General features: G+C 49.3%; 20 protein-coding genes. 16 read left to right on the forward strand and 4 right to left on the reverse strand.

Annotation, left to right across the window (positions count from 1 at the left end; genetic code table 11):
* The first annotated feature begins 63 nt into the window (after positions 1–63).
* From dinG to PaeBR_RS11080, 14 genes are all read left to right on the forward strand, one after another.
* Positions 64–2,925 (forward strand): ATP-dependent DNA helicase DinG, encoded by a 2,862-nt coding sequence (gene dinG, locus PaeBR_RS11015; RefSeq protein WP_410514845.1) that lies wholly within the window; start codon positions 64–66, stop codon positions 2,923–2,925.
* A gap of 79 nt (positions 2,926–3,004) precedes the next feature.
* Complete coding sequence (locus PaeBR_RS11020; protein WP_410514846.1) at positions 3,005–3,661, forward strand: redox-sensing transcriptional repressor Rex; 657 nt, start codon at positions 3,005–3,007, stop codon at positions 3,659–3,661.
* Positions 3,648–4,949 carry an amidohydrolase gene (locus PaeBR_RS11025; protein ID WP_410514847.1) on the forward strand — a complete coding sequence of 434 codons (1,302 nt, stop codon included), beginning with the start codon at positions 3,648–3,650 and terminating at the stop codon, positions 4,947–4,949. Before PaeBR_RS11020 ends, PaeBR_RS11025 begins: the two co-directional genes overlap by 14 nt.
* A 23-nt stretch (positions 4,950–4,972) precedes the next feature.
* On the forward strand, positions 4,973–5,491 hold the full coding sequence (locus PaeBR_RS11030) for a DUF5590 domain-containing protein (protein WP_410514848.1): 519 nt from the start codon (positions 4,973–4,975) through the stop codon (positions 5,489–5,491).
* 326 nt (positions 5,492–5,817) lie between these two features.
* Complete coding sequence (locus tag PaeBR_RS11035) at positions 5,818–6,351, forward strand: hypothetical protein (RefSeq protein ID WP_410514849.1); 534 nt, start codon at positions 5,818–5,820, stop codon at positions 6,349–6,351.
* Positions 6,344–7,846, forward strand: a complete 1,503-nt coding sequence (locus tag PaeBR_RS11040; RefSeq protein WP_410514850.1) for an AAA family ATPase — start codon at positions 6,344–6,346, stop codon at positions 7,844–7,846. Before PaeBR_RS11035 ends, PaeBR_RS11040 begins: the two co-directional genes overlap by 8 nt.
* Before the next feature lie 130 nt (positions 7,847–7,976).
* The gene (locus PaeBR_RS11045; protein WP_410514851.1) at positions 7,977–8,849 is read left to right on the forward strand and encodes a 3-hydroxyacyl-CoA dehydrogenase family protein; all 873 of its coding nucleotides are present in this window, start codon (positions 7,977–7,979) and stop codon (positions 8,847–8,849) included.
* A complete protein-coding gene (locus PaeBR_RS11050) occupies positions 8,846–10,054 on the forward strand; it encodes an acetate/propionate family kinase (RefSeq protein ID WP_410514852.1) in 1,209 nt (402 codons plus the stop codon). The genes PaeBR_RS11045 and PaeBR_RS11050 overlap by 4 nt, the downstream gene beginning before the upstream one ends.
* A 21-nt stretch (positions 10,055–10,075) precedes the next feature.
* Entirely contained in the window at positions 10,076–11,371 is a 1,296-nt protein-coding gene (asnS, locus tag PaeBR_RS11055; protein WP_410514853.1) for an asparagine--tRNA ligase, read from the forward strand.
* Between the two features lie 17 nt (positions 11,372–11,388).
* Positions 11,389–12,087 carry a DnaD domain protein gene (locus PaeBR_RS11060; protein WP_410514854.1) on the forward strand — a complete coding sequence of 233 codons (699 nt, stop codon included), beginning with the start codon at positions 11,389–11,391 and terminating at the stop codon, positions 12,085–12,087.
* A 125-nt stretch (positions 12,088–12,212) separates the two neighbouring features.
* Positions 12,213–12,878, forward strand: a complete 666-nt coding sequence (locus tag PaeBR_RS11065) for an RNA polymerase sigma factor (protein WP_410514855.1) — start codon at positions 12,213–12,215, stop codon at positions 12,876–12,878.
* Positions 12,875–13,327 carry a hypothetical protein gene (locus PaeBR_RS11070; RefSeq protein ID WP_410514856.1) on the forward strand — a complete coding sequence of 151 codons (453 nt, stop codon included), beginning with the start codon at positions 12,875–12,877 and terminating at the stop codon, positions 13,325–13,327. The genes PaeBR_RS11065 and PaeBR_RS11070 overlap by 4 nt, the downstream gene beginning before the upstream one ends.
* Before the next feature lie 14 nt (positions 13,328–13,341).
* Positions 13,342–14,445, forward strand: coding sequence for a hypothetical protein (locus PaeBR_RS11075; RefSeq protein ID WP_410514857.1), 1,104 nt, complete (start codon positions 13,342–13,344; stop codon positions 14,443–14,445).
* Complete coding sequence (locus PaeBR_RS11080; protein WP_410514858.1) at positions 14,442–14,669, forward strand: hypothetical protein; 228 nt, start codon at positions 14,442–14,444, stop codon at positions 14,667–14,669. Before PaeBR_RS11075 ends, PaeBR_RS11080 begins: the two co-directional genes overlap by 4 nt.
* A 121-nt stretch (positions 14,670–14,790) precedes the next feature.
* On the opposite strand, the gene proC is transcribed toward PaeBR_RS11080, so the two are convergent.
* Genes proC through proB form a run of 3 tightly spaced genes read right to left on the reverse strand, consistent with a single transcriptional unit; the run spans position 14,791 to position 18,083 of the window.
* Entirely contained in the window at positions 14,791–15,657 is an 867-nt protein-coding gene (gene proC / locus PaeBR_RS11085) for a pyrroline-5-carboxylate reductase (RefSeq protein WP_410514859.1), read from the reverse strand.
* Positions 15,658–15,687: 30 nt separating this feature from the next.
* On the reverse strand, positions 15,688–16,935 hold the full coding sequence (locus PaeBR_RS11090; protein WP_410514860.1) for a glutamate-5-semialdehyde dehydrogenase: 1,248 nt from the start codon (positions 16,933–16,935) through the stop codon (positions 15,688–15,690).
* A gap of 44 nt (positions 16,936–16,979) precedes the next feature.
* Positions 16,980–18,083 (reverse strand): glutamate 5-kinase, encoded by a 1,104-nt coding sequence (gene proB / locus PaeBR_RS11095; protein ID WP_410514861.1) that lies wholly within the window; start codon positions 18,081–18,083, stop codon positions 16,980–16,982.
* Positions 18,084–18,507: 424 nt separating this feature from the next.
* On the opposite strand from proB, the gene PaeBR_RS11100 reads away from it, so the two are divergent.
* Entirely contained in the window at positions 18,508–18,708 is a 201-nt protein-coding gene (locus PaeBR_RS11100) for a hypothetical protein (protein ID WP_410514862.1), read from the forward strand.
* Positions 18,709–18,771: 63 nt separating this feature from the next.
* Here the strand turns inward: PaeBR_RS11100 and PaeBR_RS11105 are convergent, their stop codons facing one another.
* Complete coding sequence (locus tag PaeBR_RS11105; protein ID WP_410514863.1) at positions 18,772–19,680, reverse strand: LysR family transcriptional regulator; 909 nt, start codon at positions 19,678–19,680, stop codon at positions 18,772–18,774.
* Positions 19,681–19,972: 292 nt separating this feature from the next.
* Between PaeBR_RS11105 and leuC the strand changes: the two genes are divergently transcribed.
* Positions 19,973–21,397, forward strand: coding sequence for a 3-isopropylmalate dehydratase large subunit (leuC, locus tag PaeBR_RS11110; RefSeq protein WP_410514864.1), 1,425 nt, complete (start codon positions 19,973–19,975; stop codon positions 21,395–21,397).
* Positions 21,398–21,417: the final 20 nt, after the last annotated feature.

Raw genomic sequence — 21,417 nt, forward strand, 5'->3', positions numbered from 1 at the left:
CCTTTTTTCGTAACTTCTGTTATGCTCATAAAGAGTCTCAAGTGAAAGGGAATAGAACTTACAATGAAATTTGCCGTGCTTGATTTTGAAACAACGGGAACCCAATCTGTGGGTGAAATCATCCAGGTTGGACTTGCCATTATAGAAGAAGACCAGTCCATCTCGCGGGTTTATGGTTCCTACGTCAAGCCCGGAAAGCCGATTCCTCCTTTTATTACCGGATTAACCGGAATAACTGACAGTGATGTGCAGGATGCCCCGGAGCTGGAAGAAATGATGATGGAGCTCGTGCCGCTGCTGGATGATGTTGTGCTTGTTGCGCATAACGCATCCTTTGATTTTCAGTTTCTGCAAAATGCCTTGGACCGGTGCGGATACTTGCCGTTTCAGGGCCGTATTTTGGATACCATTGATTTCCTTAAAATCTGCTTTCCATCGCTGACGACCTATCAGCTGGGGGCAGTCAGTTCTTATTTTGGAATTAAGCATGAACGTCCGCATCAGGCCGACAGCGACGCATTGGCTACTGCCCTGATCCTGCTCAAATGCCTTGAGGAGCTTTATAGTCTTCCGCTCCTTACGGTGCAGCGTCTCAGTGAGCTGTTTACGGAGAATGACGGTGATCTGGGCTGGTATTTTGACGGTTTGCTGCGTGAACGGGAGATGGAGACCTTTCAGCCTGAAGGAGAGCTCTCCTTTTACCGTCAGCTTGCACTTAAGGTGGGGGACTGGAATGAGCTTACCCCACCCCGGGCTGACAGTGAGGAGAACCCTCTGGACCCTATATCCTTTGCCGATTATATGGCTGAGGTGACCCGGCGGCTTCAGGATTCCCTGCCTCATTACGAGAGCCGGGAAGCTCAGGAAATCATGTTTGGTGAAGTGATGACAGCACTGGAAGAAGATAAGCACCTGCTGATTGAGGCTGGAACGGGAACGGGTAAATCACTCGGCTATTTGCTGCCGGCGATCTACCAGAGCGTCCGTACGGAACAGAAGGTGATGGTCAGCACTCATACCATCAATCTGCAAGACCAGCTGCGTGAAAGGGATATTCCTTTGCTGACCCAGGTGGTCCCTTTTCCGTTCAAAGCTGCGATTTTCAAGGGCAGAGGGCATTATTTGTGTCTCCGCAAGTTTGAGCATAAAATAAACCGGAGGGACTTCGTCAGTCCTAGAGAAGATTTAATTACAGCAGCGCAAATGATTGTATGGTTAACCCAAACGGAATCAGGAGATGATGAGGAGCTCAACATGGGTAACCGTGGAGGCGATTTCTGGGAAACTGTAGCAAGTGATACGGATTCCTGTCTGGGCCGCGCTTGTCCCTGGTTTCGCAAATGCTATTATCATCGGGCCAAGCATGAGGCAGGGATCGCTGATGTGGTCATCACGAACCACTCCAAGCTGTTCGCAGATGTAAAAGCGGGGCATCAATTGCTGCCTTCCTACGACCATCTGGTTATTGATGAGGCTCATCATCTGGAGGACGTAGCGGGTAAGCATTTAGGCATGCATATGAAGCACTTTACTGTTGTTCACACGCTTTCCCGGCTGTTCAAGGACAGCCGCAACGGCCAACTGCCGGCACTGCGTCAGCAGCTGCAATCGGCTGGCAGCGAGCAGGCCTCCGAATGGAGCGTTATCATCGATAGAATTCATAACGACTTAATTACCGTGAAGGAAACATGGGACATCTTAAGTGAGAAGCTGTTCAGTCTTCTTCCGGAACGAAGCGATTCGGCCGCAGGAGAAGCCGGACAATTAGTGCTGCGCCTCTTGCCCGGAAAGAAGCCGAAGAATTGGGATGAGCTTGCTTCACTGGAGAGCGGAATGATATCAACGCTCAGCGATGTCCTGCGCACCGGCGAGAGAATGCTGAATGAAATGAGGGATCAGGAGGGGCAATCCTCTTCCGATAGTCTTGTCACGGATATCAGCGGATTATTCAAGGATTTGGCGGCCATCCGGGATCAAGTGCGGTTTTTTATGGGCTTGAACGATGAGGGTGTTGTATATTGGCTGGAGGCTAACGGGAATTACCGCAGCAAGTCACTGCAGCTATATGCGGTTCCAGTGAATGTCAGCTCTCAATTGAAGGAGCTGTTCTTCGACAAGAAGAAAAGCATTGTGCTGACTTCGGCGACTTTGTCGGTAGATAAATCGTTTCAGTTTATGATTGATAATCTGGGTCTGAATGAAGCTGCGGAAGAGGGCCGCCTCATGACCGTTCAGCTGCCCTCACCCTTTCATTACCGGGAACAAGCGCTGCTCGTGATCCCCCGCGACTTCCCGAGTGTAAAAGGAAGCGTGGGCGATGCCAACTTTGTGGATACTCTGGTGCAGTCACTTGCCGAAGCGGCTGTAACGACTAAAGGACGTATGATGGTGCTTTTTACATCCTACCGCATGCTGCGTCAGGTGTATGATCCTTTGAAGGAAGTGCTGGCATCGCAAGAAATTACGGTGCTCGGGCAAGGCATAGAAGGCGGGAGCCGCAGCAAGCTGATACGTCGCTTTCAGGATAACGCCGCTTCTGTCCTGTTGGGAACAAGCAGCTTCTGGGAGGGGGTAGACATCCCCGGCGAAGCGCTCACATGTCTGGCTATTGTGAGGCTTCCCTTCCAGCCGCCCAACCATCCTCTGGCGGAAGCGAAATCGGAGCTGCTGCAGGCACAGAAGAAGAACCCTTTTATGAAGCTGTCTGTTCCCCAGGCGGTGATCCGGTTCAAGCAGGGCTTTGGACGTCTGGTCAGAACTGCCCAGGACCGGGGGATTGTAATTGTTTATGATACCAGAGTTATAGAATCTTATTATGGAAAGTACTTCCTTTATTCATTGCCCGGCCCTAAAATGGAGCATATGCTGACCGATCAGATGGTCCCGCGTATTGCCGAATGGCTGGAGGAGGGGGGCGTCTCCTAAACGCCCGTTTATAACTTTTAATCTATAGGGACTCATAATTTTCCGCTGATACTGCATTCAACCTTTAGGAGGAGAAAATATGAAATCGGATAAAATATCGGAGGCTGTCGTTCGCAGACTCCCTGTGTACCTGCGCTTTCTGAACGATCTCCACAAGCGTGAAATTGCGACCGTTTCTTCTCAGGAGCTGGGCCAAAAACTGGACCTTAACCCGGCGCAAATTCGCAAGGATTTGGCTTATTTCGGCGATTTCGGAAGAAAAGGCATCGGTTATGATGTCACCTATCTTATTGAGAAAATCCGTCATATCCTGAAGCTGGATCAGCAAATAAACGTAGCACTGGTAGGTGCCGGTAACCTTGGGCATGCCTTATCCAATTATAATGCGTATTTGAAGGATACCATGAAAATTACGGCTATCTTTGATTCCTATATGCCGAAGGTGGGGCAGAAAATCAACTCTCTGACCGTACAGCCGATGGATGAGCTGGGCAGGACGATCCGGGAGCAGGGTATCCGAATCGGAATTATCACTGTTCCGGCTTTTGAAGCACAGAACGTAGCGGATATTCTTGTGGATTCAGGAATCGAGGCCATCCTGAACTTTGCCCCGGTCATTCTGAAGACTCCTCCTTACGTTCGTATCCATGCTGCTGATTTTACGACCGATTTGCAAAGTCTGGCTTATTATTTACAGGATGGAAGGGAGGAAGAAAGTGAACATGAAGAGCAATAAATGGATCATCAAGAACGGGAAATTTATTGTTCCCGGTGCTGACAAGCCTGTCCTGAGCGGTTATATGACTGTGGAAAACGATCGGATCACTTACATAGGTGAAGTGGAACCCCCTTTGGAGAATGGTGTTGAAATTATAGATGGAAGCCGGCTTCTGTTCATGCCGGGTCTTGTTAATACGCATGGCCATGCTGCGATGTCGCTCCTTCGCGGCTATGGAGATGATCTGGCCCTTCAGGTATGGCTTCAGGAAAAAATGTGGCCAATGGAGGAGAAGTTCACGGGCGAGGATGTGTACTGGGGAACTTCATTGTCAGTATTGGAAATGCTGAAGGGGGGTACAACTACCTTCCTGGATATGTATGATCATATGGACCGGGTTGCTGAGGTTGCAGATCTCTCGGGTATCCGTTCTGTTCTGATGCGCGGAGTGATCGGATTTTGCTCTGAAGAAATGCAGAATCATAAACTTGCCGAAGCCATTGATTTTGCCCGCAGCTGGCATGGCAAGGCTGACGGAAGAATTACAACGATGATCTCGCCGCACGCACCGTATACGTGTCCGCCGGATTATTTTGTGAAATTCGTGCAGGCTGCGCATGACTTGGACCTTCCGATGCATACGCATATGTCTGAGACCCGGCGGGAAGTCGAACAGAATGCAGCCGATTATGGCCTGCGTCCTGTCGCGCATTTGGAAAAGCTGGGCATGTTCACGCGCCCGTCGCTGGTGGCTCATGGTGTCCATCTGAATGATGAGGAAATTGAGATTCTTGCCCGTTATCAGGTCGGTGTATCCCATAATCCGGGCAGTAACCTGAAGCTGGCCAGCGGAGTTGCACGTGTTACGGATTTACTCCGGGCCGGTGTGCCTGTGTCTCTTGGTACCGACGGAGCAGCTAGCAACAACAATCTCGACATGTTTGAAGAAATGCGTCTTGCGGCGCTGATTCATAAAGGGGTTACCGGAGATCCTACTGCGGTTCCGGCACCGGAAGCCATGCGGATGGCCACGGAGGTTGGCGCCAAATCCATCTTTTTGGATAAAGTGGGAAGGCTGGCCCCGGGAATGAAAGCAGATTTCATTGCCATTGATATCGACCAGCCTCACCTCCTTCCGCATACCGACCTGCTCTCTCACGCGGTATACTCGGCCAGTGCGAAGGATGTAGAGCATGTATGGATTAACGGCAAGCAGGTTGTGAAGCACGGAAAGTGCCAGACACTGGATGAGGAAATGATCCGCCGTAAAGCCCAAGAGTCTTTTGAGGGCCTTCTAAAACGGTAGTGCCGTAGAAAGGAAGCTGTAATTTGAAGAAAAGGAGAAAATGGATCCTGCTGGGATCGGCCCTGATGCTGCTCCTTCTGTTCGGACTAAGCCAGTTCTACGTCTCCATTATGAAGGACGAATGGAACGAGAAAAGGGCTGCCGAAGACATCGCCGGAACGCGGGCCGGGCTGACCCAGGTTAAGAAGGCGCAGAAATCCATCTGGGACGAAAATTCAATATATTGGGTTCTTACAGGTAAAAATGAGGCTGGAATCGAAATGATGGTTTGGGTTCAATTTACTAAAGACGGAAAAATCGCTGAGGGTGATAATGCCGTCTACGGCGTAGAGCTGAGCAGAGGTACTTCGGAACAAAAAATCCGCTCACTTATAGAAGCCCAGCTTCCGGACATAACGATTAAGCGGCTAATGCCTGGAGTATATAACGGAGAATATGCCTGGCAGCTTTTCTATGAGCAGGGAGACCGTTATTACTATAAGTTTTTCCGTTTTGCCGACGGAACCCCCATCGGGGAAGGTTACAGTCTGCCGAATCGCTAAACTGATTTAATCACTGTGATATAAACTTTGATATATGATAAGTATGCAATTCCTATGTAATGATACGCGAAATTCATAGAAAAAGAGACCGCAACGCTAACCGTTGCGGTCTCTTTTGTCGATATAGGAAGAAAGCAGGGCCTAACAGGCAAAAATTAGTAGTAAAAATTTTAAATATATTCACACTTTGTTTTCAAATCGTATATACACCTGTGATATACTACTACTTGTATCAAGTACATGACTCGTAGAAAAAAACATATATCACTTATTGTGATAAATGCGAAAGATGTATAGTTTTCCCATCCTGAGAGGAGGACGTTTACTTGAAATTGCGTCTGGTACCCCTATTACTTACGTCATTGCTATCGGCTGCCCTTTTGTTTGGAGGGTGGTTCATGTATCGCCAATTTGCAATTCAGGAGCCGCTCCAAAAGATCGTCAACAGCTATGAAGGAGTTAACGATTCACACATATCTATTAACCGCGATGAAGTATCTTTGAAACTTGATTTACAGCCGGGAACGAAATTACGTGAACTGGTTCAATATATTTCAACCGAGGGCCAATCGGTAATCGGAGGCCGTACGCTTAATCTGGATGTTGAGCAGCACTCCAATCAAGAGCTTGATGAAATCTGGGATAAAGCAATGTTCTCTGTAGCCGAAGCGATGGAAAGCCGCAAGTATACATTAATACCCGCCACACTGGACGAGTTGAAGGAACAGTATAAAGGGATAACAGCCACAACGGAAATTGATGATAATAACGTATATGTAAGTCTGACGAACGGCAAAGAAAGCAAATTTATTATTTTGCCGCGACAGCCTGAAACAATGGGGGTTTGGAATAATGCCTAAATGGACTAAAGAAGTATTGGCCGGATTTCTTCCAGTGCTGCTGATTTTTATGGCTTTTCTCGGTTTCAATATTGTGCCCGTTATCATCGGGGTTGCCATGCTTGGTTCATTATTGCTCATTGCTCATATGCGCGGCGGATTAACGGTAAATGCAGGTGCAGATAAGAAACGCAAGAAGAGCGGCCCTTCCAAGCTCACCTTTGAACAAATCGGTGGTCAGGATAATGCCAAGCAGGAGCTGCGTGAAGCGCTGGATTTCCTGATCCGGCACGAAGAAATCAGTAAATTCGGAATTCGTCCCTTGAAAGGTATTCTGCTTACAGGCCCTCCGGGAACGGGCAAGACGCTTATGGCCAAGGCCGCTGCACATTATACGAACTCTGTTTTCGTCGCAGCCTCGGGTAGTGAGTTTGTAGAGATGTATGTCGGTGTCGGTGCCGGACGGATCCGTGATTTGTTCCGCGATGCCCGCACCCGGGCTGTGAAGGAGAACAAGGAAAGTGCGATTATTTTTATTGATGAAATTGACGTGATCGGCGGTAAGCGTGAAGGCGGACAGCAGCGCGAGTACGATCAGACGCTTAATCAGCTTCTAACGGAGATGGACGGTATTTATAACTCGGATACCCCGCGTATTCTTCTCGTAGCAGCTACAAACCGTAAAGAAATGCTCGATTCGGCTCTGCTGCGTCCGGGACGGTTCGATCGGCACATACAAGTGGATATGCCTGATAAGAAAGGCCGTAAATCGATCCTGGATCTGCATGCCAAGAATAAACCGCTGCATGAAGAGGTCAGTCTCGATAAAATTGCCGAGGAAGCCTACGGCTTCTCGGGTGCCCAGCTGGAAAGCGTCATGAATGAGGCCGCTATCTACATGATGAGAGAAAATCTGATGGAAGTGGAACAGCGCCACTTGTCGATGGCCATCGACAAAGTGATGATGGGCGAAAAAACGGACCGGGAGACGAATCACGAAGAGAAGAAACGTGTTGCCATTCATGAGCTTGGACATGCCATTATGGCTGAGCTTCTCCGTCCGGGGAGTGTCAGTCAGGTTACGCTGACCCCGCGCGGACAGGCCCTCGGGTATGTTCGCCACAATCCGCAGCAGGAACAGTATCTATACACAAAGGATTATCTGGAAGATCAGATTATGATCGCGCTGGGCGGAGCCGCTGCTGAAGAAATATTTTACGGCGGAAGAAGTACAGGTTCACGAGGAGATTTCGATCAGGCACTTAATATTGTAGAGACGATGATGAAGTCAGGACTAACCTCACTGGGTATTGCCAAGCTGGAGATGGTAACGACAGAAGAGCTTATGAAGGAGAATAGTAAAATTCTCGATGAGCTTATGGCTCAGACCCATGAGAAGCTAATACAACAGCGGAGCGTATTTAATTACTCCCTGGACATACTTATGAAGGAAGAAATGCTCTCAGGGGAGCAATTTCGTTGTCAATTTCGTGACAGTGTACTTTTACCGGCATAATTCTTTATGCCGGTTATTTTTTTTTACTTTTCAGGCATGCTAAGATATCATTATATGTCGGGCTTATTTATTTTTACGACAGAAAAGGTACGATACTAAGTATAGATACCTGAAAGGATGAGAATTTTAGATGAATTTTAAGAAAATTGGTGTCATCGGCGGTGGCACGATGGGACAAGGCATTTCTGAAATGCTGGCAGCAAAGGGTCTCGATGTTATGCTGGTGGAGAAAACCCCTGAAAGATTGAATTATTCCTACGAAATGATTGAGACAAGTCTTGACAAGCAATTGGAGAAATGGGCGATTACCCAGGCCGAGAAGAAGCTGATTCTGAGCCGGATTCAAAAAGTGACCCATTTTGCCGAACTTAGCTCATGTGATATGGTCATCGAAACCATCACTGAGGATTTGGAAGCCAAGAAGAAAGTGTTTAACCAGCTCGATCAGGTATGTCCGAGCCATATTATTCTCGCCAGCAACACGTCGACGCTCAGCTTGACGGAGCTTGCAAGCACAACAATGTATCCGGAGCGTGTAATCGGAATGCATTTCATATACCCTGTAGCAAAAGTTGATCTTGTCGAAATTGTACGCGGATTGAAAACATCCGATGCTACTTTTGAAGATACCAAATCTTTTGTTGACGAAGTGGTTGAGAAAAAAGGCGTAATGATCTATGAATCCCCGGGATTTGTAACTTCACGTCTTATTTGTCTGTTCATTAATGAAGCTATGCATGTGCTGCAAGAGGGTGTGGCTTCACCGCAGGATATTGACGATGCTATGCGCATCGGCTATCAATTCCAATATGGACCGCTTGAAATGGCTGACCGATTCGGTCTTGATTCTGTTCTGGCTGCGCTGGAGCGGATGTTCCGCGAGTATGGCGAGTTGAAATACCGTCCTTCCACCATTCTCAAAAAGATGGTGCGTGCAGGACATCTGGGCATGAAATCAGGCGAAGGCTTCTTCAAGTATGACAAGGATGGTGACCGTGCATGAATATTTTAGTAATTAACTCAGGCAGTTCTTCTTTGAAATATCAGCTTTATAATATGAATGATGAATCCGTTCTGGCTAAAGGCTTGGTAGAACGCATCGGGATGGATTCCTCCATACTGACTCACAAGCCGACAGGGAAACAGGAAGTAACAGAAGTTAGCGAAATTCTGGAACACAATACAGCAATTCGTAAAGTCCTTGCCAGTCTGACGGACAAGGAGCACGGTGTGATTGCTTCAACTGATGAGATCAATGCTGTGGGTCACCGGGTTGTACACGGTGGAGAGTTTTTCAAGGCTTCTTCGCTGGTGGATGCTGATGCAAAGACTAAAATCCGCCAATTGTTTGACCTTGCACCGCTGCATAATCCCGCAGCAATGATGGGTATTACTGCAACCGAGAACAATATGCCGGGTGTGCCGCAGGTCGTTGTATTTGATACGGCGTTCCACCAGACGATGCCTGAGAAAGCTTATATGTATGCTATTCCGAGAGTATTGTATAACAAATACAAGGTTCGCCGTTATGGAGCACACGGTACATCCCATGATTTCGTGAGCAAGGCTGCTGCGGAATATCTGGAGCGTCCGCTGGAAGACCTGAAAATTATTACTTGCCATATCGGCAACGGAGCGAGCGTAACGGCAGTTCAAGGCGGCGTGTCCGTGGATACATCTATGGGTATGACTCCATTGGAAGGCCTGATGATGGGTACTCGCAGCGGCGATCTTGACCCTGCCGTTGTCCCTTATGTCATGAATAAGGAAGAGCTGTCCGTAGGTGAAGTCAACTCCATGCTAAACAAACATAGTGGACTCTTGGCAATTTCGGGCATAAGCAGCGACATGCGTGATATTGAGGCCGGTGCAGAAAATGGTGAGCCCAACTCTACACTTGCTTATGATATGTATGAATACCGCTTACGGAAGTACATCGGTTCTTACGCAGCTGCAATGAACGGTGTGGATGTTATCGTATTTACTGCTGGTGTTGGAGAGAATTCCTCCATGCTGCGTGAAAAAGTACTTAACAATCTGACGTTCCTTGGAATTGAACTAGATGCCGAAGCAAATAAGATTCGCTCCGGCGATCCGCGCCGCATCTCTACGGCTGATTCCAAGGTGCAGGTGCTTGTAGTGCCGACAAACGAAGAGCTTGTCATTGCACGCGATACACACCGTATTGTTCAAGGAATTAACGGCTAAACCAGAGGAGAGTATGAAGGCATGGCTAACAAGAGTGTTATCAAGAGCGTGAATGAGCATGTCGGAGAAAGTGTTGTAATCGGCTGTTGGGTAAACAACAAGCGCTCCAGCGGTAAAATTCAGTTCCTGCAGCTTCGTGATGGTACCGGTTATATTCAGGGTGTTGTGGTGAAATCGGAAGTGCCTGAGCAAGTATGGGATGATGCCAAGAGCCTGACACAGGAAAGCTCCTTGTATGTGACCGGAATTATCCGGGAGGAGCCGCGCAGCCAATCGGGTTACGAAATGACCGTGACCGGAATAGAAGTCCTGCATCTGACTGAAAACTACCCGATTACTCCGAAGGAGCACGGTGTCGACTTTTTGATGGACCACCGTCATCTCTGGCTTCGTTCCGCGAAGCAGCGGGCAGTGCTTGTGATTCGCGCGGAAATTATCCGGGCGGTACAGCAGTATTTTGATACGAACGGATTTACGCTTGTGGATCCGCCAATCCTGACGCCTACGTCGGCTGAAGGCACCACTAACCTGTTTCACACCAAGTATTTTGAAGAAGATGCCTACTTAACGCAAAGCGGACAGCTTTACATGGAAGCTGCAGCAATGGCGCTTGGCCGGGTGTATTCCTTCGGTCCAACCTTCCGTGCCGAGAAGTCCAAGACACGTCGCCACTTGATTGAGTTCTGGATGATTGAACCGGAAATGGCGTTTACGGATCATGAGGAAAGCCTGCGCGTTCAAGAGGATTTCATTAGCTATGTCGTGCAATCCGTCGTTACGAATTGCCGCCCGGAGCTGGAGGCCGTAGGCCGAGATATTTCCAAGCTGGAGAATATCAAGGCACCCTTCCCGCGCATTACTTATGACGATGCGATCAAGTTCTTGAATGACAAAGGGTTTGAAATTGCCTGGGGTGACGATTTCGGAGCACCTCATGAAACGGCTATCGCTGAAGTCAACGACAAGCCGGTCTTTATTACTCATTATCCAGCATCGTTCAAGGCCTTCTACATGAAGCCTCATCCGGATCGTCCGGAAGTAGTGCTGTGTGCCGATATGATCGCTCCGGAAGGCTACGGAGAAATTATCGGCGGTTCACAGCGGATCGACGACCCGGCTCTGCTGGAGGAACGCTTCAAAGAACATAACCTATCTCTGGACACGTATAAATGGTATATGGATTTGCGCACCTACGGTTCTGTGCCTCACTCCGGCTTCGGTTTGGGCCTGGAGCGCACTGTGGCCTGGATTTGCGGTCTTGACCACGTGCGCGAGACAATTCCATTCCCTCGTACGCTGTACCGTCTCTACCCTTAAGGGAGAGAGGAGCACATATGGACAGCAAAGGCTGGAACACTTGGGGCGAAGGCGTCTCCTTTGGCCTGGACAACGGGATGGCCGTCATTCCTTATGCGCTGCTGAAGAATTACCGCAAGCTGAATTTAAGCGGCAGTGAAACACTGCTGCTCATCCACTTGCTCTCTTTCCGTCAGGTGGAAGGGATTGAATTCCCTTCTCTTGAAGAGCTTCAGGCTGTTACAGGCCGGAGTACATCCGTGATCGCCGGTGAACTGCAGAAGCTCATGAAAGATGGCTTTATCAGTATCGATGGAGATAACGACGAGCTGCAGGGCATTCATTATGAGCGCTACAACTTCTCCGGCCTCTATGGCAAGCTGGGCGCTTATCTGGCGATGCAGGCAAAAACCGCTGAACAAGCAGGAACAGGCAAAGCTTCATCCGTCTCTCTGAACAGTAATATAGAGGATGAAAGCCGCAGCATGTTCAGCATTTTCGAGAAGGAATTCGGACGCCCTTTGTCCCCTATGGAATGCGAGACGATTTCCAACTGGCTGGATCAGGATCGCTATCCCGAGGAACTGATTCTACTGGCGCTGAAAGAATCCGTATTCGCAGGCAAGCTTCATTTCCGGTACATCGACCGTATATTGCTGGAATGGAGCCGTAACCGGATTAAGAACGCCCAGGATGTTAAGGCCTACACACAAAAATTCCGCAGTGGCGGCAGATAATTATAGCTTGAATGAGCAGAAGAACCGTGTTGCAATGGCGTTATTAGCCTATTGCAGCACGGTTCTTTTATTTACTGCTTATTTTGATCGAGAAGGTTTCTGTATAAACCGAACTAAAGAATTAAATGATGAAAAAGGGTAGAGTAACGGAGGGGAAGGTTGGATCTGTAGGAACGTATAGTAATTATGCAGGGGCAGGCAGGATAACCTGCGTCTATTGCTATGGGAAGGAGGGGAGAGTCATTGAGGATGACAGCCTAATCAGGGGAATTTGCCGGGGAGACGGTAATTCCTTTCGTCAGTTTGTTGAAAGATACAGCCAGCATGTGTTTAAAGTGACTTATTCGGTTCTAAGAGATGCCAAAGAAGCTGAGGATGCAGCACAGGAAACTTTTTTGCAAATTCATAAATCTCTCCCCGACTACCGCAATCAGGGATTAAAGACCTGGATCACACGTATCGCCTTACATAAAGCCATCGATGCCAAGCGCAAACGCGACAGGCGGAGGGAACAGCCGGTGGATTACGATAATGTGCTTAATCTTACTCCTGCAAGGGATGAAGATGTACTGACTGGCGTAGTCCGGCGGGACCGGGAGAATCGCCTGTGGAATGAAGTGGAGAATCTGCCGTCAGTACACCGAGACGTTGTTATTGCATTTTATCTGGAAAATAAAAATTACGAGCAAATTGCCGCTGAGAAAGGGATAACCCTGAAAACGGTGGAATCCAGATTGTACCGGGCCAGACAGTGGATTCGGACCCATTGGAAGGAGGAGGAATGGCTGTGAAGGATAGCAGGGATAGCATGGGCAGAGATGAGGTTGTGGCTTACCTTACAGGCCAAGGAACTGCTGATGAAAGAGAGAATTGGGAAGAGTTACTGCTCGGAGAAGAGGACGCTCTTTCTTTATATATCGAAGCCCTGGAAGATATGCAGGATGAGCTGCCCGTATTGGTTGATCCGGTTTCTTTTGCCGCAAAGGTTATGGAGGGTTTTTCGGAGGATAGATCGGAGGAGCCGCGCCGAAACCGCTGGTATGAGAAAGCTATATTCCATTACGTTGTCGCAGCCTCGCTGACGCTGGTGTTTTTGTCCTCCGGAGTTTTTGACAAGCTGCTCTCAGGGAATATGGATGTAATTGTGCAGACCAGCGATAAGGGGCCATCCTACAGCGAGCAAGTGATGCAGGCCACCAGCGGATGGCTGGACCAGCTTATGAAAGACGGGAACAAATGAGAGGAGAGAGAAGAATGCAATTGCAGTTCAATAAATTACGGGCGTTTTTTCTAAATGTGATTCCAGGGGCGGGACATTATTATGCGGGGAGTAAGATCCGTGGAGTCGTTTATTTTCTAATCAGCTTCGGAGGCTTGTTTATGTCATTGCTTCTTGCTGTCGCCTCAAATGAAGAAGGATTTGTAGTTATTGGATTGGTTGGCTTTTTCCTGATGTGGTGCCTGAGTATGCTGCATCTGCTGATCATTCTGTTGAAAATGCCTGCTCACTATACAGCAGATGTGCCCCGTGAAGAAGTGACCATGCCATCAACACCCGTTCGAAGCGCAGAAGGTGAAAGATTCCACGTTATTTTGCTGTCCTTCATCCCGGGACTCGGTCATTTTCATTTGGGACTCATGCAGCGGGGCTTGTCCTTTCTGATCTCGTTCTTCGGATATATGACGGTGATGCTCTTCCTGACAGGGGTGACGTCCAGTTCCGCATTTCTGCTATTGTTCGGCGTTCTTCCCGTTATTTGGCTCTATAGCATGTTCGACGCGGTACAGCACATTCACCGCAAGCTGGCTGGAGAACAACTGGTTGATCGTACACTGTTTGAGGATATGGAAGCAGGCCGCGAGGATGGACGACGCAGTAAAGTGCTGGCTACGCTGTTGTCCGCTTTTCCCGGTGCAGGTCAAATGTATCTCGGATTGCAAAAAAGAGGACTTCAGCTCATGCTGCTCTTCCTCGGAAGTATTTATGTGATGGATCTGCTGCGGTTGTCCGTGCTTTTCTTTCTCATTCCGGTGATTTGGTTCTACAGTTTATTCGACGGCCTGCAGCTTGTAAGCCGTTATGGACGCGAGCCGCTGCAGGATAAGCCTGTAATCGAAGGGTTCATGAATCATCAGGGCTGGCTGGGGGCGGTGCTTCTGGCGCTCGGGCTGTATTATATTCTGGCTAATGTGGCGGTACCTGCACTTGATGTGCGTTTTCCCGAATGGCGGCTGCAGTACAGGGTGAGTACTTATTTAAAAACAATTATCGTATCGGTATTGCTTATTGGCGGAGGCCTGAAGCTGCTGACCGGCAGTAAGAATGCAGCAGGAAAAAAAGAAGCGGGTGGTAAATGATGAATAGTCCTGTAGAAGCTCAAACGGCAGAGGGAGCCGGCAGTTCAGCTTTTAACAAAGAGTGGGCCTCCCGGCGCTGGCGAGTGGGTACCTTATCCATGGGAATTAGCTTGTTGTTTCTGGGATTGCTAATTATGGCCTCGCAATGGAAAGGTGCCGATGTATTTGAAACTCCAGAAATGGAGTTAATGTTACCGTGGCCGCACCTGCGGGTATTAAGGTGAGTGTGCGGGATAATAGCGGAAATAAGGTAGTTAGGTGAAAAATAAAAAAAAGGGAGCCTTCCTCGCAGCAGAAACATCTGCTCCGGGATAGGCTCCTTTCTTATTCAGCAAGTCCGATAGCTTACATCAGTTCCTTCTCCAAGGCGGCACCCATCTCACGGGAGCGCTCGGCACACCGGTTAACAGCAGCGATCACCGTTTCAAAGAACTCCCCTTTATCGAGGACTTCAAGGGCTGCTTGGGTAGAACCGTTGGGAGAGGTAACTTTTTTACGCAGGGCAGCCGGATCTTCACCGGTCTGCTGTACCATTCGGGCGGCCCCCAGAACCGTCTGCACTGTCAATTCGGTGCTTTGCTCTGCGGACAGACCGCCGCGAATCCCGCCCGCAATCATGGCCTCCATCATGTAGTAAATGTAGGCGGGTCCGCTGCCGGAAATCCCGGTTAGCGTCTCCATACGATCTTCATCAATGACTGAGGTCAGGCCAACCGCTTCGAATATATTGAGAGCCAGACGCCGGCTTTTCTCGTCCACTTCTTTAGAGAAAGAGATTCCGGTAGCGCCGAGGCCAATGGTACTGGAGGTATTAGGCATCGTGCGGACAACAGGCTGGTGTGTTCCAAGCAATCCCTGGATCGTCCGTATAGTCAATCCGGCGATTACAGAGATTACAAGTTGTTCCGGTGAGAGCAACGGACCCAAGGCTCGCAATGCTTCCGCAGCATCTTTGGGTTTCATGGCCAATACGATCACTGGTGCGGTTCGCAGGTATTGGGCTCTCTGTTCCGGATCATTGCTGGCCAGGACGCCATAACGTGCACGGAGCTCAGCCAGTCTATCATTGCCGCTACGATTCAGCATCACAATATCAGGGGAGGCAACAACCGAGCGGGCAATCATTCCGCGTACGATGGCTTCCGCCATGGAGCCTGCACCATAAAAGACAATGTTGTGGTTAATGAGAGGGGTGGAAGGTTGTTGACACATAGGTAAAGTCCTCCTTGGAAGTAATGCGTACTAGCCCCGGATTTGCCCGTTGCCGTATATCTTATATTTGGTTGAAGTAAGTGCAGGCAGTCCCATAGGTCCCCGGGCATGCAGTTTCTGGGTGCTGATGCCGATTTCGGCTCCGAAGCCGAATTCAAAGCCGTCCGTGAAGCGGGTGGAGGCATTGTGGTAAACGGCAGCAGCATCTACTTCCTGTAAAAAGCGTGCCGCCGCCTCCACATCTTCCGTCACGATGCATTCCGAGTGTTTCGTTCCGTATTCCGCAATATGCTGCAAGGCTTCTTCAAGACCGCCGACGATTTTGATATTAAGAATATAGTCATTATATTCTGTGGCATAATCTTCAGGCGAAGCTGGCACAGCCCACGGGATGAGGGACAAGGTCTCCGGGCAGCCCCGCAATTCCACATTGGAGCTCCGGAATACTTCAGCAAGCGCAGGTAGACGGGACACGGCATAGTCCCGGTGTACCAGCAGCGTCTCCATCGAGTTGCAGACGGACGGGCGCTGTGCCTTGGCATTAAGGCTGATCGCCTGTGCCATCTCCTGCAGTGCACTGGAATCGAGGTAAGTATGGCAGATGCCGGCCCCTGTTTCGATGACAGGCACGGTGGCGTTCATAACTACATTCTGAATAAGGGAGCTTCCCCCCCGCGGAATAATAACATCCAACAGGCCATTCAGCTTCAGCATTTCATTTACCGAGGAGCGGTCAGGGTCCTCGATCAGCTGGAGTGCATTTTTCGGCAAGGCAGTCCCGGCAAGGGCATCATGCAATATCTCAACAATTTTACGGTTTGAGCTGATGGCGGAAGAACCCCCGCGCAGGACGACGGCGTTGCCGGTCTTCAGGCACAGACCCGCAGCATCCACAGTTACATTCGGACGAGCCTCGTAAATAATGCCGATTACCCCAAGCGGTACGCGAATTTTCTCAATCGTCAGTCCGTTTGGCCGCTCCAGCAATTCCAGACGGTCACCGATCGGATCAGGGAGGACGGCGATTTGCCGCAAACCTTCAGCGATATCGTCGATGCGGCTTTCGCTCAGTGCCAGCCGGTCCAACAATGGTTCAGGTGTGCCGCCCAGCCTGCCCCGCTCCAAATCCTCTGCATTAGCGGCGATGATGGCCGTTGCTTCGCGCTGCAAGGCATCTGCCATGACCAGCAGGGCTTCATTCTTCTGGCCGGTCGTCAGGCTTGCCAGCACTCCTGCAGTTTCCTTGGCCAATGTTGCTTTGGTAACAACTTCACTCATAATTATTATACCCCCCAGAACTAGTTATGTTAGTCCGACACCCATTATCTCAGTGTAATCCATTCGTCACGATGTATGACCTCCAGCCGATGCACTTCACCGAGCTTTTGCACGACCTGGCTGCTAGGCAGGCCTTCAATATTCCGGAGCTGATGATCGTCGTAATTAACGATGCCCCGTCCGAGGAGCCTGGAATCAGGCCCCAGCACTTCCACGACATCTCCCGCATGAAAACTTCCTTCAGTCCGTTTAACGCCGACAGGGAGCAGACTATGACCGCCGTTAAGCAGCGCCTCAACCGCACCTGCATCGACATACAGGGAGCCGAGCGGGGTAGACATAAAGCCGAGCCATTGCTTTTTGACCGGAAGGGATGATAAATGGGTCGCAAAATAGGTGCCCTTACCCTCACCTTCCGCCGCCAGACGCAAATCTCCAGCTTCGGACACCTTCCCTACAAAGACCGGAACGCCGCCCCGGGTAGCAATTTTGGCCGCATCGATTTTGGAACGCATGCCGCCTGTTCCGACACTGGAGCCTGCGCCGCCGGCGATGGCATAAATTTCCGGAGTGATTTCCTCCACATGCTGATATCTTACAGCATCGGGATGCTTGCGCGGATCGCCGCTGTATAAGCCGTCCATATCGGTGAGCACCAGCAGTCTTGAGGCTTTGAGCAGGTTCGCTACAAGCGCTGACAGCGTATCATTATCCCCGAACTTCAGCTCGTCTACCGACACTGTATCATTCTCGTTAAAAATAGGTACGGCTCCTTGCCGGAGTAATTCTTCTACGGTCATAATGGCGTTATTCATCGCCCTGCGGCTGCAGAAATCGGTCCGGGTCAGTAAAATTTGTGCAGCAGTAAGATGATGCGCGGCAAAAGCTTCCTGATATGCCTGCATAAGCAGCGCTTGTCCCACCGCCGCTGCCGCCTGCTTCTCGTGAAGCAGCTTCGGCCGCGCCCGGTAGCCAATACTGCGAAACCCGGCAGCTACGGCACCCGAGGTGACCAGCAGTACTTCACAGCCTTTCTGCCGCAGACCGGCAATTTCCGCAGCAAAGAATGCGATAGCCTCGCGGTTCAATCCACCTTCTGGACCCGTAAGCGAGCTGCTTCCGATTTTGACCACTAATCGTGTCGCCAATGTCTTTCACTTCCTCAACGTTTATAAAAATACAAAAAAGCCCCATCCTAAGACTTAGCAAAGGACGAAAGCTTGGTTAACTTCCGCGGTACCACCTTCATTGATGAGGTATCATCCGACTCTAGTCCTCATAACGGGAGGGGCCGTCCTGCGGGAGCAGGCCGTTCGGGGGTAGGATTCGGAATGAAATCGCGGTAAATTCTTTCAGCCTGTCGGAATTTACTCTCTTGGCGCGATTGGATTCATTCGTACTGGTCCCGTCTGCACGTTTCATTGTTTGTCATTTAGAATACCATGGAGCGAAGCGGTTTGCAAAGGGATTATGAACTACATTTTTCATGCCGGAGCAGGCGCTAAAAAAGATGTTTATCCTTACCGGGAACGGGCAAAATACTACTAATCTGTTGCCGGGAGGTGGATGTAATTGGAAAACAGCGAGGATGTCCAGTTGGAGCAGATCCAAAATGCAAATGAAGAAGCAGAATTTCAGAATCAAGTGACTCGTGAGTTTTTGGAGGAAAAGTTTGGCACCCGCAAAGATCATGGTCCGGTAGATGATGATACATCTCGGCTTAAGGATGACCAAAACCGTTTGACTTCAGTGCATAATAGACGCTTAGAATAATGCATACACAAATAAGCCGACTAATGCCTAATAGCATCGGGCGGCTTATTCTCAGTTCTAATGTTAATGATTTAATCCAGCTACAGTTGTTTTGAACGTTTCGATAAAAGCCTCGGCGGCTTTGGACAGATACCTTCCGCGCCGATAGGCTATGACTAGGGTCCTGGTCGGTACTGGTTCTGCTAATGGCAGATACACTGGAACGAACTCGCTTCGTGGTGCTCTAGCAATAAAATGAGGGACAAGTGTTACACCCATGCCTGTGGCCACGAGTGATTGCACAGTCTCCATGTTATTACTTTCGAATACGATGCGCGGCTCAAAGCCGGATTTCATACACAGCTCCATGGTCATTTTACGAAAGCCCTGACCCTCTTTTAGTACAATGAAGGACTCCTCCTTGAGTTCTTCCAGATGAGTACGTTCACCTGTCAGAGCACGGGATGCCAGCGGGTGCCCGGGAGGGACAGCCAGATCAATCCGTTCTTCTCCGAGGATTTCGTAAGCTAAAGCAGGAACCTCAAGAGGGAGTGAGAGCAGGCTGAGATCGGTCTGACCGTTCGCAGTCAGCTTTTCCAAATTCATAGATGAATCCTCCAGCAGATTAATATCTACCTCTGGATACTTTTCTTTAAATACGGGAAGGACATGCGGGAGGAGATGTGCGCCAGTAATCGGCATGCTTCCGACAACGACCTTGCCGGTTCGTAGTTGAGAAATGTCTGACATCTCTTGACGCAGCAGCTCTACAGCATCAATAATATTCTGCGCTTGTTCCACAAATTTCGCCCCTGCATGGGTCAGTTCAACCGAACTGGTATTTCGTTGGAAGAGCAGCACTCCGAGTTCCTTCTCCAGCTTGGATAGCTGCTGGCTAAGGGAGGGCTGTGCAATATGCAGTTTATCCGCCGCACGGGAGAAGTTTCTTTCGGCTGCAATTTGCAGCGCATATTGTAATTGTCTTAGTTCCATGGCTCAAGCTCCTTAAGTATTCAGTTAACCTATTTTTTTTTATAATTGTACTTATAAGTATATCCTATAAACATCGCAGTTAACATAGGTGAAGGGTGAAGAACAATCAGCACACCATTCAATATATTCACCAATCTTCATTGAAGAGAAAAGAATGATACATCTTATAGGATGTACCTATCGCTTTTATAGATATCATATCTTGGAATTATAAATGCAGCGATGTTATATTTATATCATTCAAGAGAGATGACTCTCTTCCAATGAACGATTCTATTGATGAGGTGAATTCATGAGCAACAAGACAATGTTTGAGAAAATTTGGGATAATCACGTTATCCATCAAGAGGAAGGCAAGCCGAGCATTTTGTATATCGACCTGCATTTGGTGCATGAGGTAACTTCTCCACAGGCATTTGAAGGTCTACGCCTTAGCGGCCGCAAGGTACGCCGCCCAGAATTAACGTTTGCGACGATGGACCACAACGTACCTACTAAAGACCGTTTCAACATTACAGACCCTATTTCCAAGCAGCAAATTGACACACTGTCCAAGAACTGCAGTGATTTCGGTGTGAGACTGTTTGATCTGAATGATATTGATCAGGGTGTTGTTCACGTTATGGGCCCGGAAATTGGTCTCACCCATCCTGGCAAAACCATTGTTTGCGGGGATAGCCATACTTCTACGCACGGAGCATTCGGCGCATTGGCATTTGGTATTGGAACAAGTGAGGTTGAGCACGTAATGGCCACCCAGTGTCTGCAGCAATCCAAAGCCAAGACGATGGAAATCCGCTTTACAGGAAAACGCAATCCTGGAGTCACGGCGAAGGATATGATTCTCGGTGTTATCGCTAAATACGGTACAGACTTTGCAACCGGTTATGTTATTGAATATACAGGTGAAGCGATCCGTGAATTGTCCATGGAAGAGCGTATGACGGTCTGCAATATGTCGATTGAAGGCGGGGCGAGAGCAGGCTTGATTGCTCCTGACGAGACTACCTTCGAATACTTGCGCGGACGTCAATATGTGCCCCAGGGCGAAGCCTATGATGACGCTGTAGCGGTATGGAAAGGTCTTGTGAGCGATGAAGGCGCACAGTATGACACGGTAGTAGAGTTCAATGTGGAGACCTTGATTCCGCAAGTAACCTGGGGCACAAGCCCGGGTATGGGAACGGATATTACATCAGCCGTACCTAACCCTGCTGACTTTTCTACGGAAAATGAACGTAAAGCAGCTGAAAAAGCATTGGAATATATGGACCTGACTCCAGGCACCCCTATCTCCGAAATTGATATTGATTATGTATTTATCGGTTCCTGTACGAATGGCCGGATCGAAGACCTGAGAGCGGCTGCGCAGGTAGCCAAGGGGCATACGGTATCCGGAAAAGTAACGGCTATTGTTGTACCGGGCTCGGGACGGGTCAAGTTGCAGGCTGAAAAGGAAGGGCTCGACAAAATATTTACAGAAGCCGGCTTTGAATGGCGTGATGCGGGCTGCAGTATGTGTCTGGCTATGAACCCGGATGTTCTGCAACCAGGCCAGCGCTGTGCCTCTACCTCGAACCGTAACTTTGAAGGACGCCAGGGACGCGGCGGACGTACGCATCTGGTATCCCCGGCAATGGCCGCGGCGGCAGCGATCAAAGGTCACTTTACGGATGTACGGGATTGGAATTACAAGACGGAAGCCGTCAACGCATAGAAACGAGAAGAAGCGGGAGG

Source organism: Paenibacillus sp. BR2-3 (genome assembly GCF_046529485.1).
Classification (GTDB): Bacteria; Bacillota; Bacilli; order Paenibacillales; family Paenibacillaceae; genus Paenibacillus_AQ.

Coding starts and splice junctions, on each gene's coding strand:
- dinG (WP_410514845.1), top strand. CDS start 64: ATGAAATTTGCCGTGCTTGATTTTGAAACAACGGGAACCCAATCTGTG.
- PaeBR_RS11020 (WP_410514846.1), top strand. CDS start 3,005: ATGAAATCGGATAAAATATCGGAGGCTGTCGTTCGCAGACTCCCTGTG.
- PaeBR_RS11025 (WP_410514847.1), top strand. CDS start 3,648: ATGAAGAGCAATAAATGGATCATCAAGAACGGGAAATTTATTGTTCCC.
- PaeBR_RS11040 (WP_410514850.1), top strand. CDS start 6,344: ATGCCTAAATGGACTAAAGAAGTATTGGCCGGATTTCTTCCAGTGCTG.
- PaeBR_RS11045 (WP_410514851.1), top strand. CDS start 7,977: ATGAATTTTAAGAAAATTGGTGTCATCGGCGGTGGCACGATGGGACAA.
- PaeBR_RS11050 (WP_410514852.1), top strand. CDS start 8,846: ATGAATATTTTAGTAATTAACTCAGGCAGTTCTTCTTTGAAATATCAG.
- asnS (WP_410514853.1), top strand. CDS start 10,076: ATGGCTAACAAGAGTGTTATCAAGAGCGTGAATGAGCATGTCGGAGAA.
- PaeBR_RS11060 (WP_410514854.1), top strand. CDS start 11,389: ATGGACAGCAAAGGCTGGAACACTTGGGGCGAAGGCGTCTCCTTTGGC.
- PaeBR_RS11065 (WP_410514855.1), top strand. CDS start 12,213: ATGATGAAAAAGGGTAGAGTAACGGAGGGGAAGGTTGGATCTGTAGGA.
- PaeBR_RS11075 (WP_410514857.1), top strand. CDS start 13,342: ATGCAATTGCAGTTCAATAAATTACGGGCGTTTTTTCTAAATGTGATT.
- PaeBR_RS11080 (WP_410514858.1), top strand. CDS start 14,442: ATGATGAATAGTCCTGTAGAAGCTCAAACGGCAGAGGGAGCCGGCAGT.
- proC (WP_410514859.1), bottom strand. CDS start 15,657: ATGTGTCAACAACCTTCCACCCCTCTCATTAACCACAACATTGTCTTT.
- PaeBR_RS11090 (WP_410514860.1), bottom strand. CDS start 16,935: ATGAGTGAAGTTGTTACCAAAGCAACATTGGCCAAGGAAACTGCAGGA.
- PaeBR_RS11105 (WP_410514863.1), bottom strand. CDS start 19,680: ATGGAACTAAGACAATTACAATATGCGCTGCAAATTGCAGCCGAAAGA.
- leuC (WP_410514864.1), top strand. CDS start 19,973: ATGAGCAACAAGACAATGTTTGAGAAAATTTGGGATAATCACGTTATC.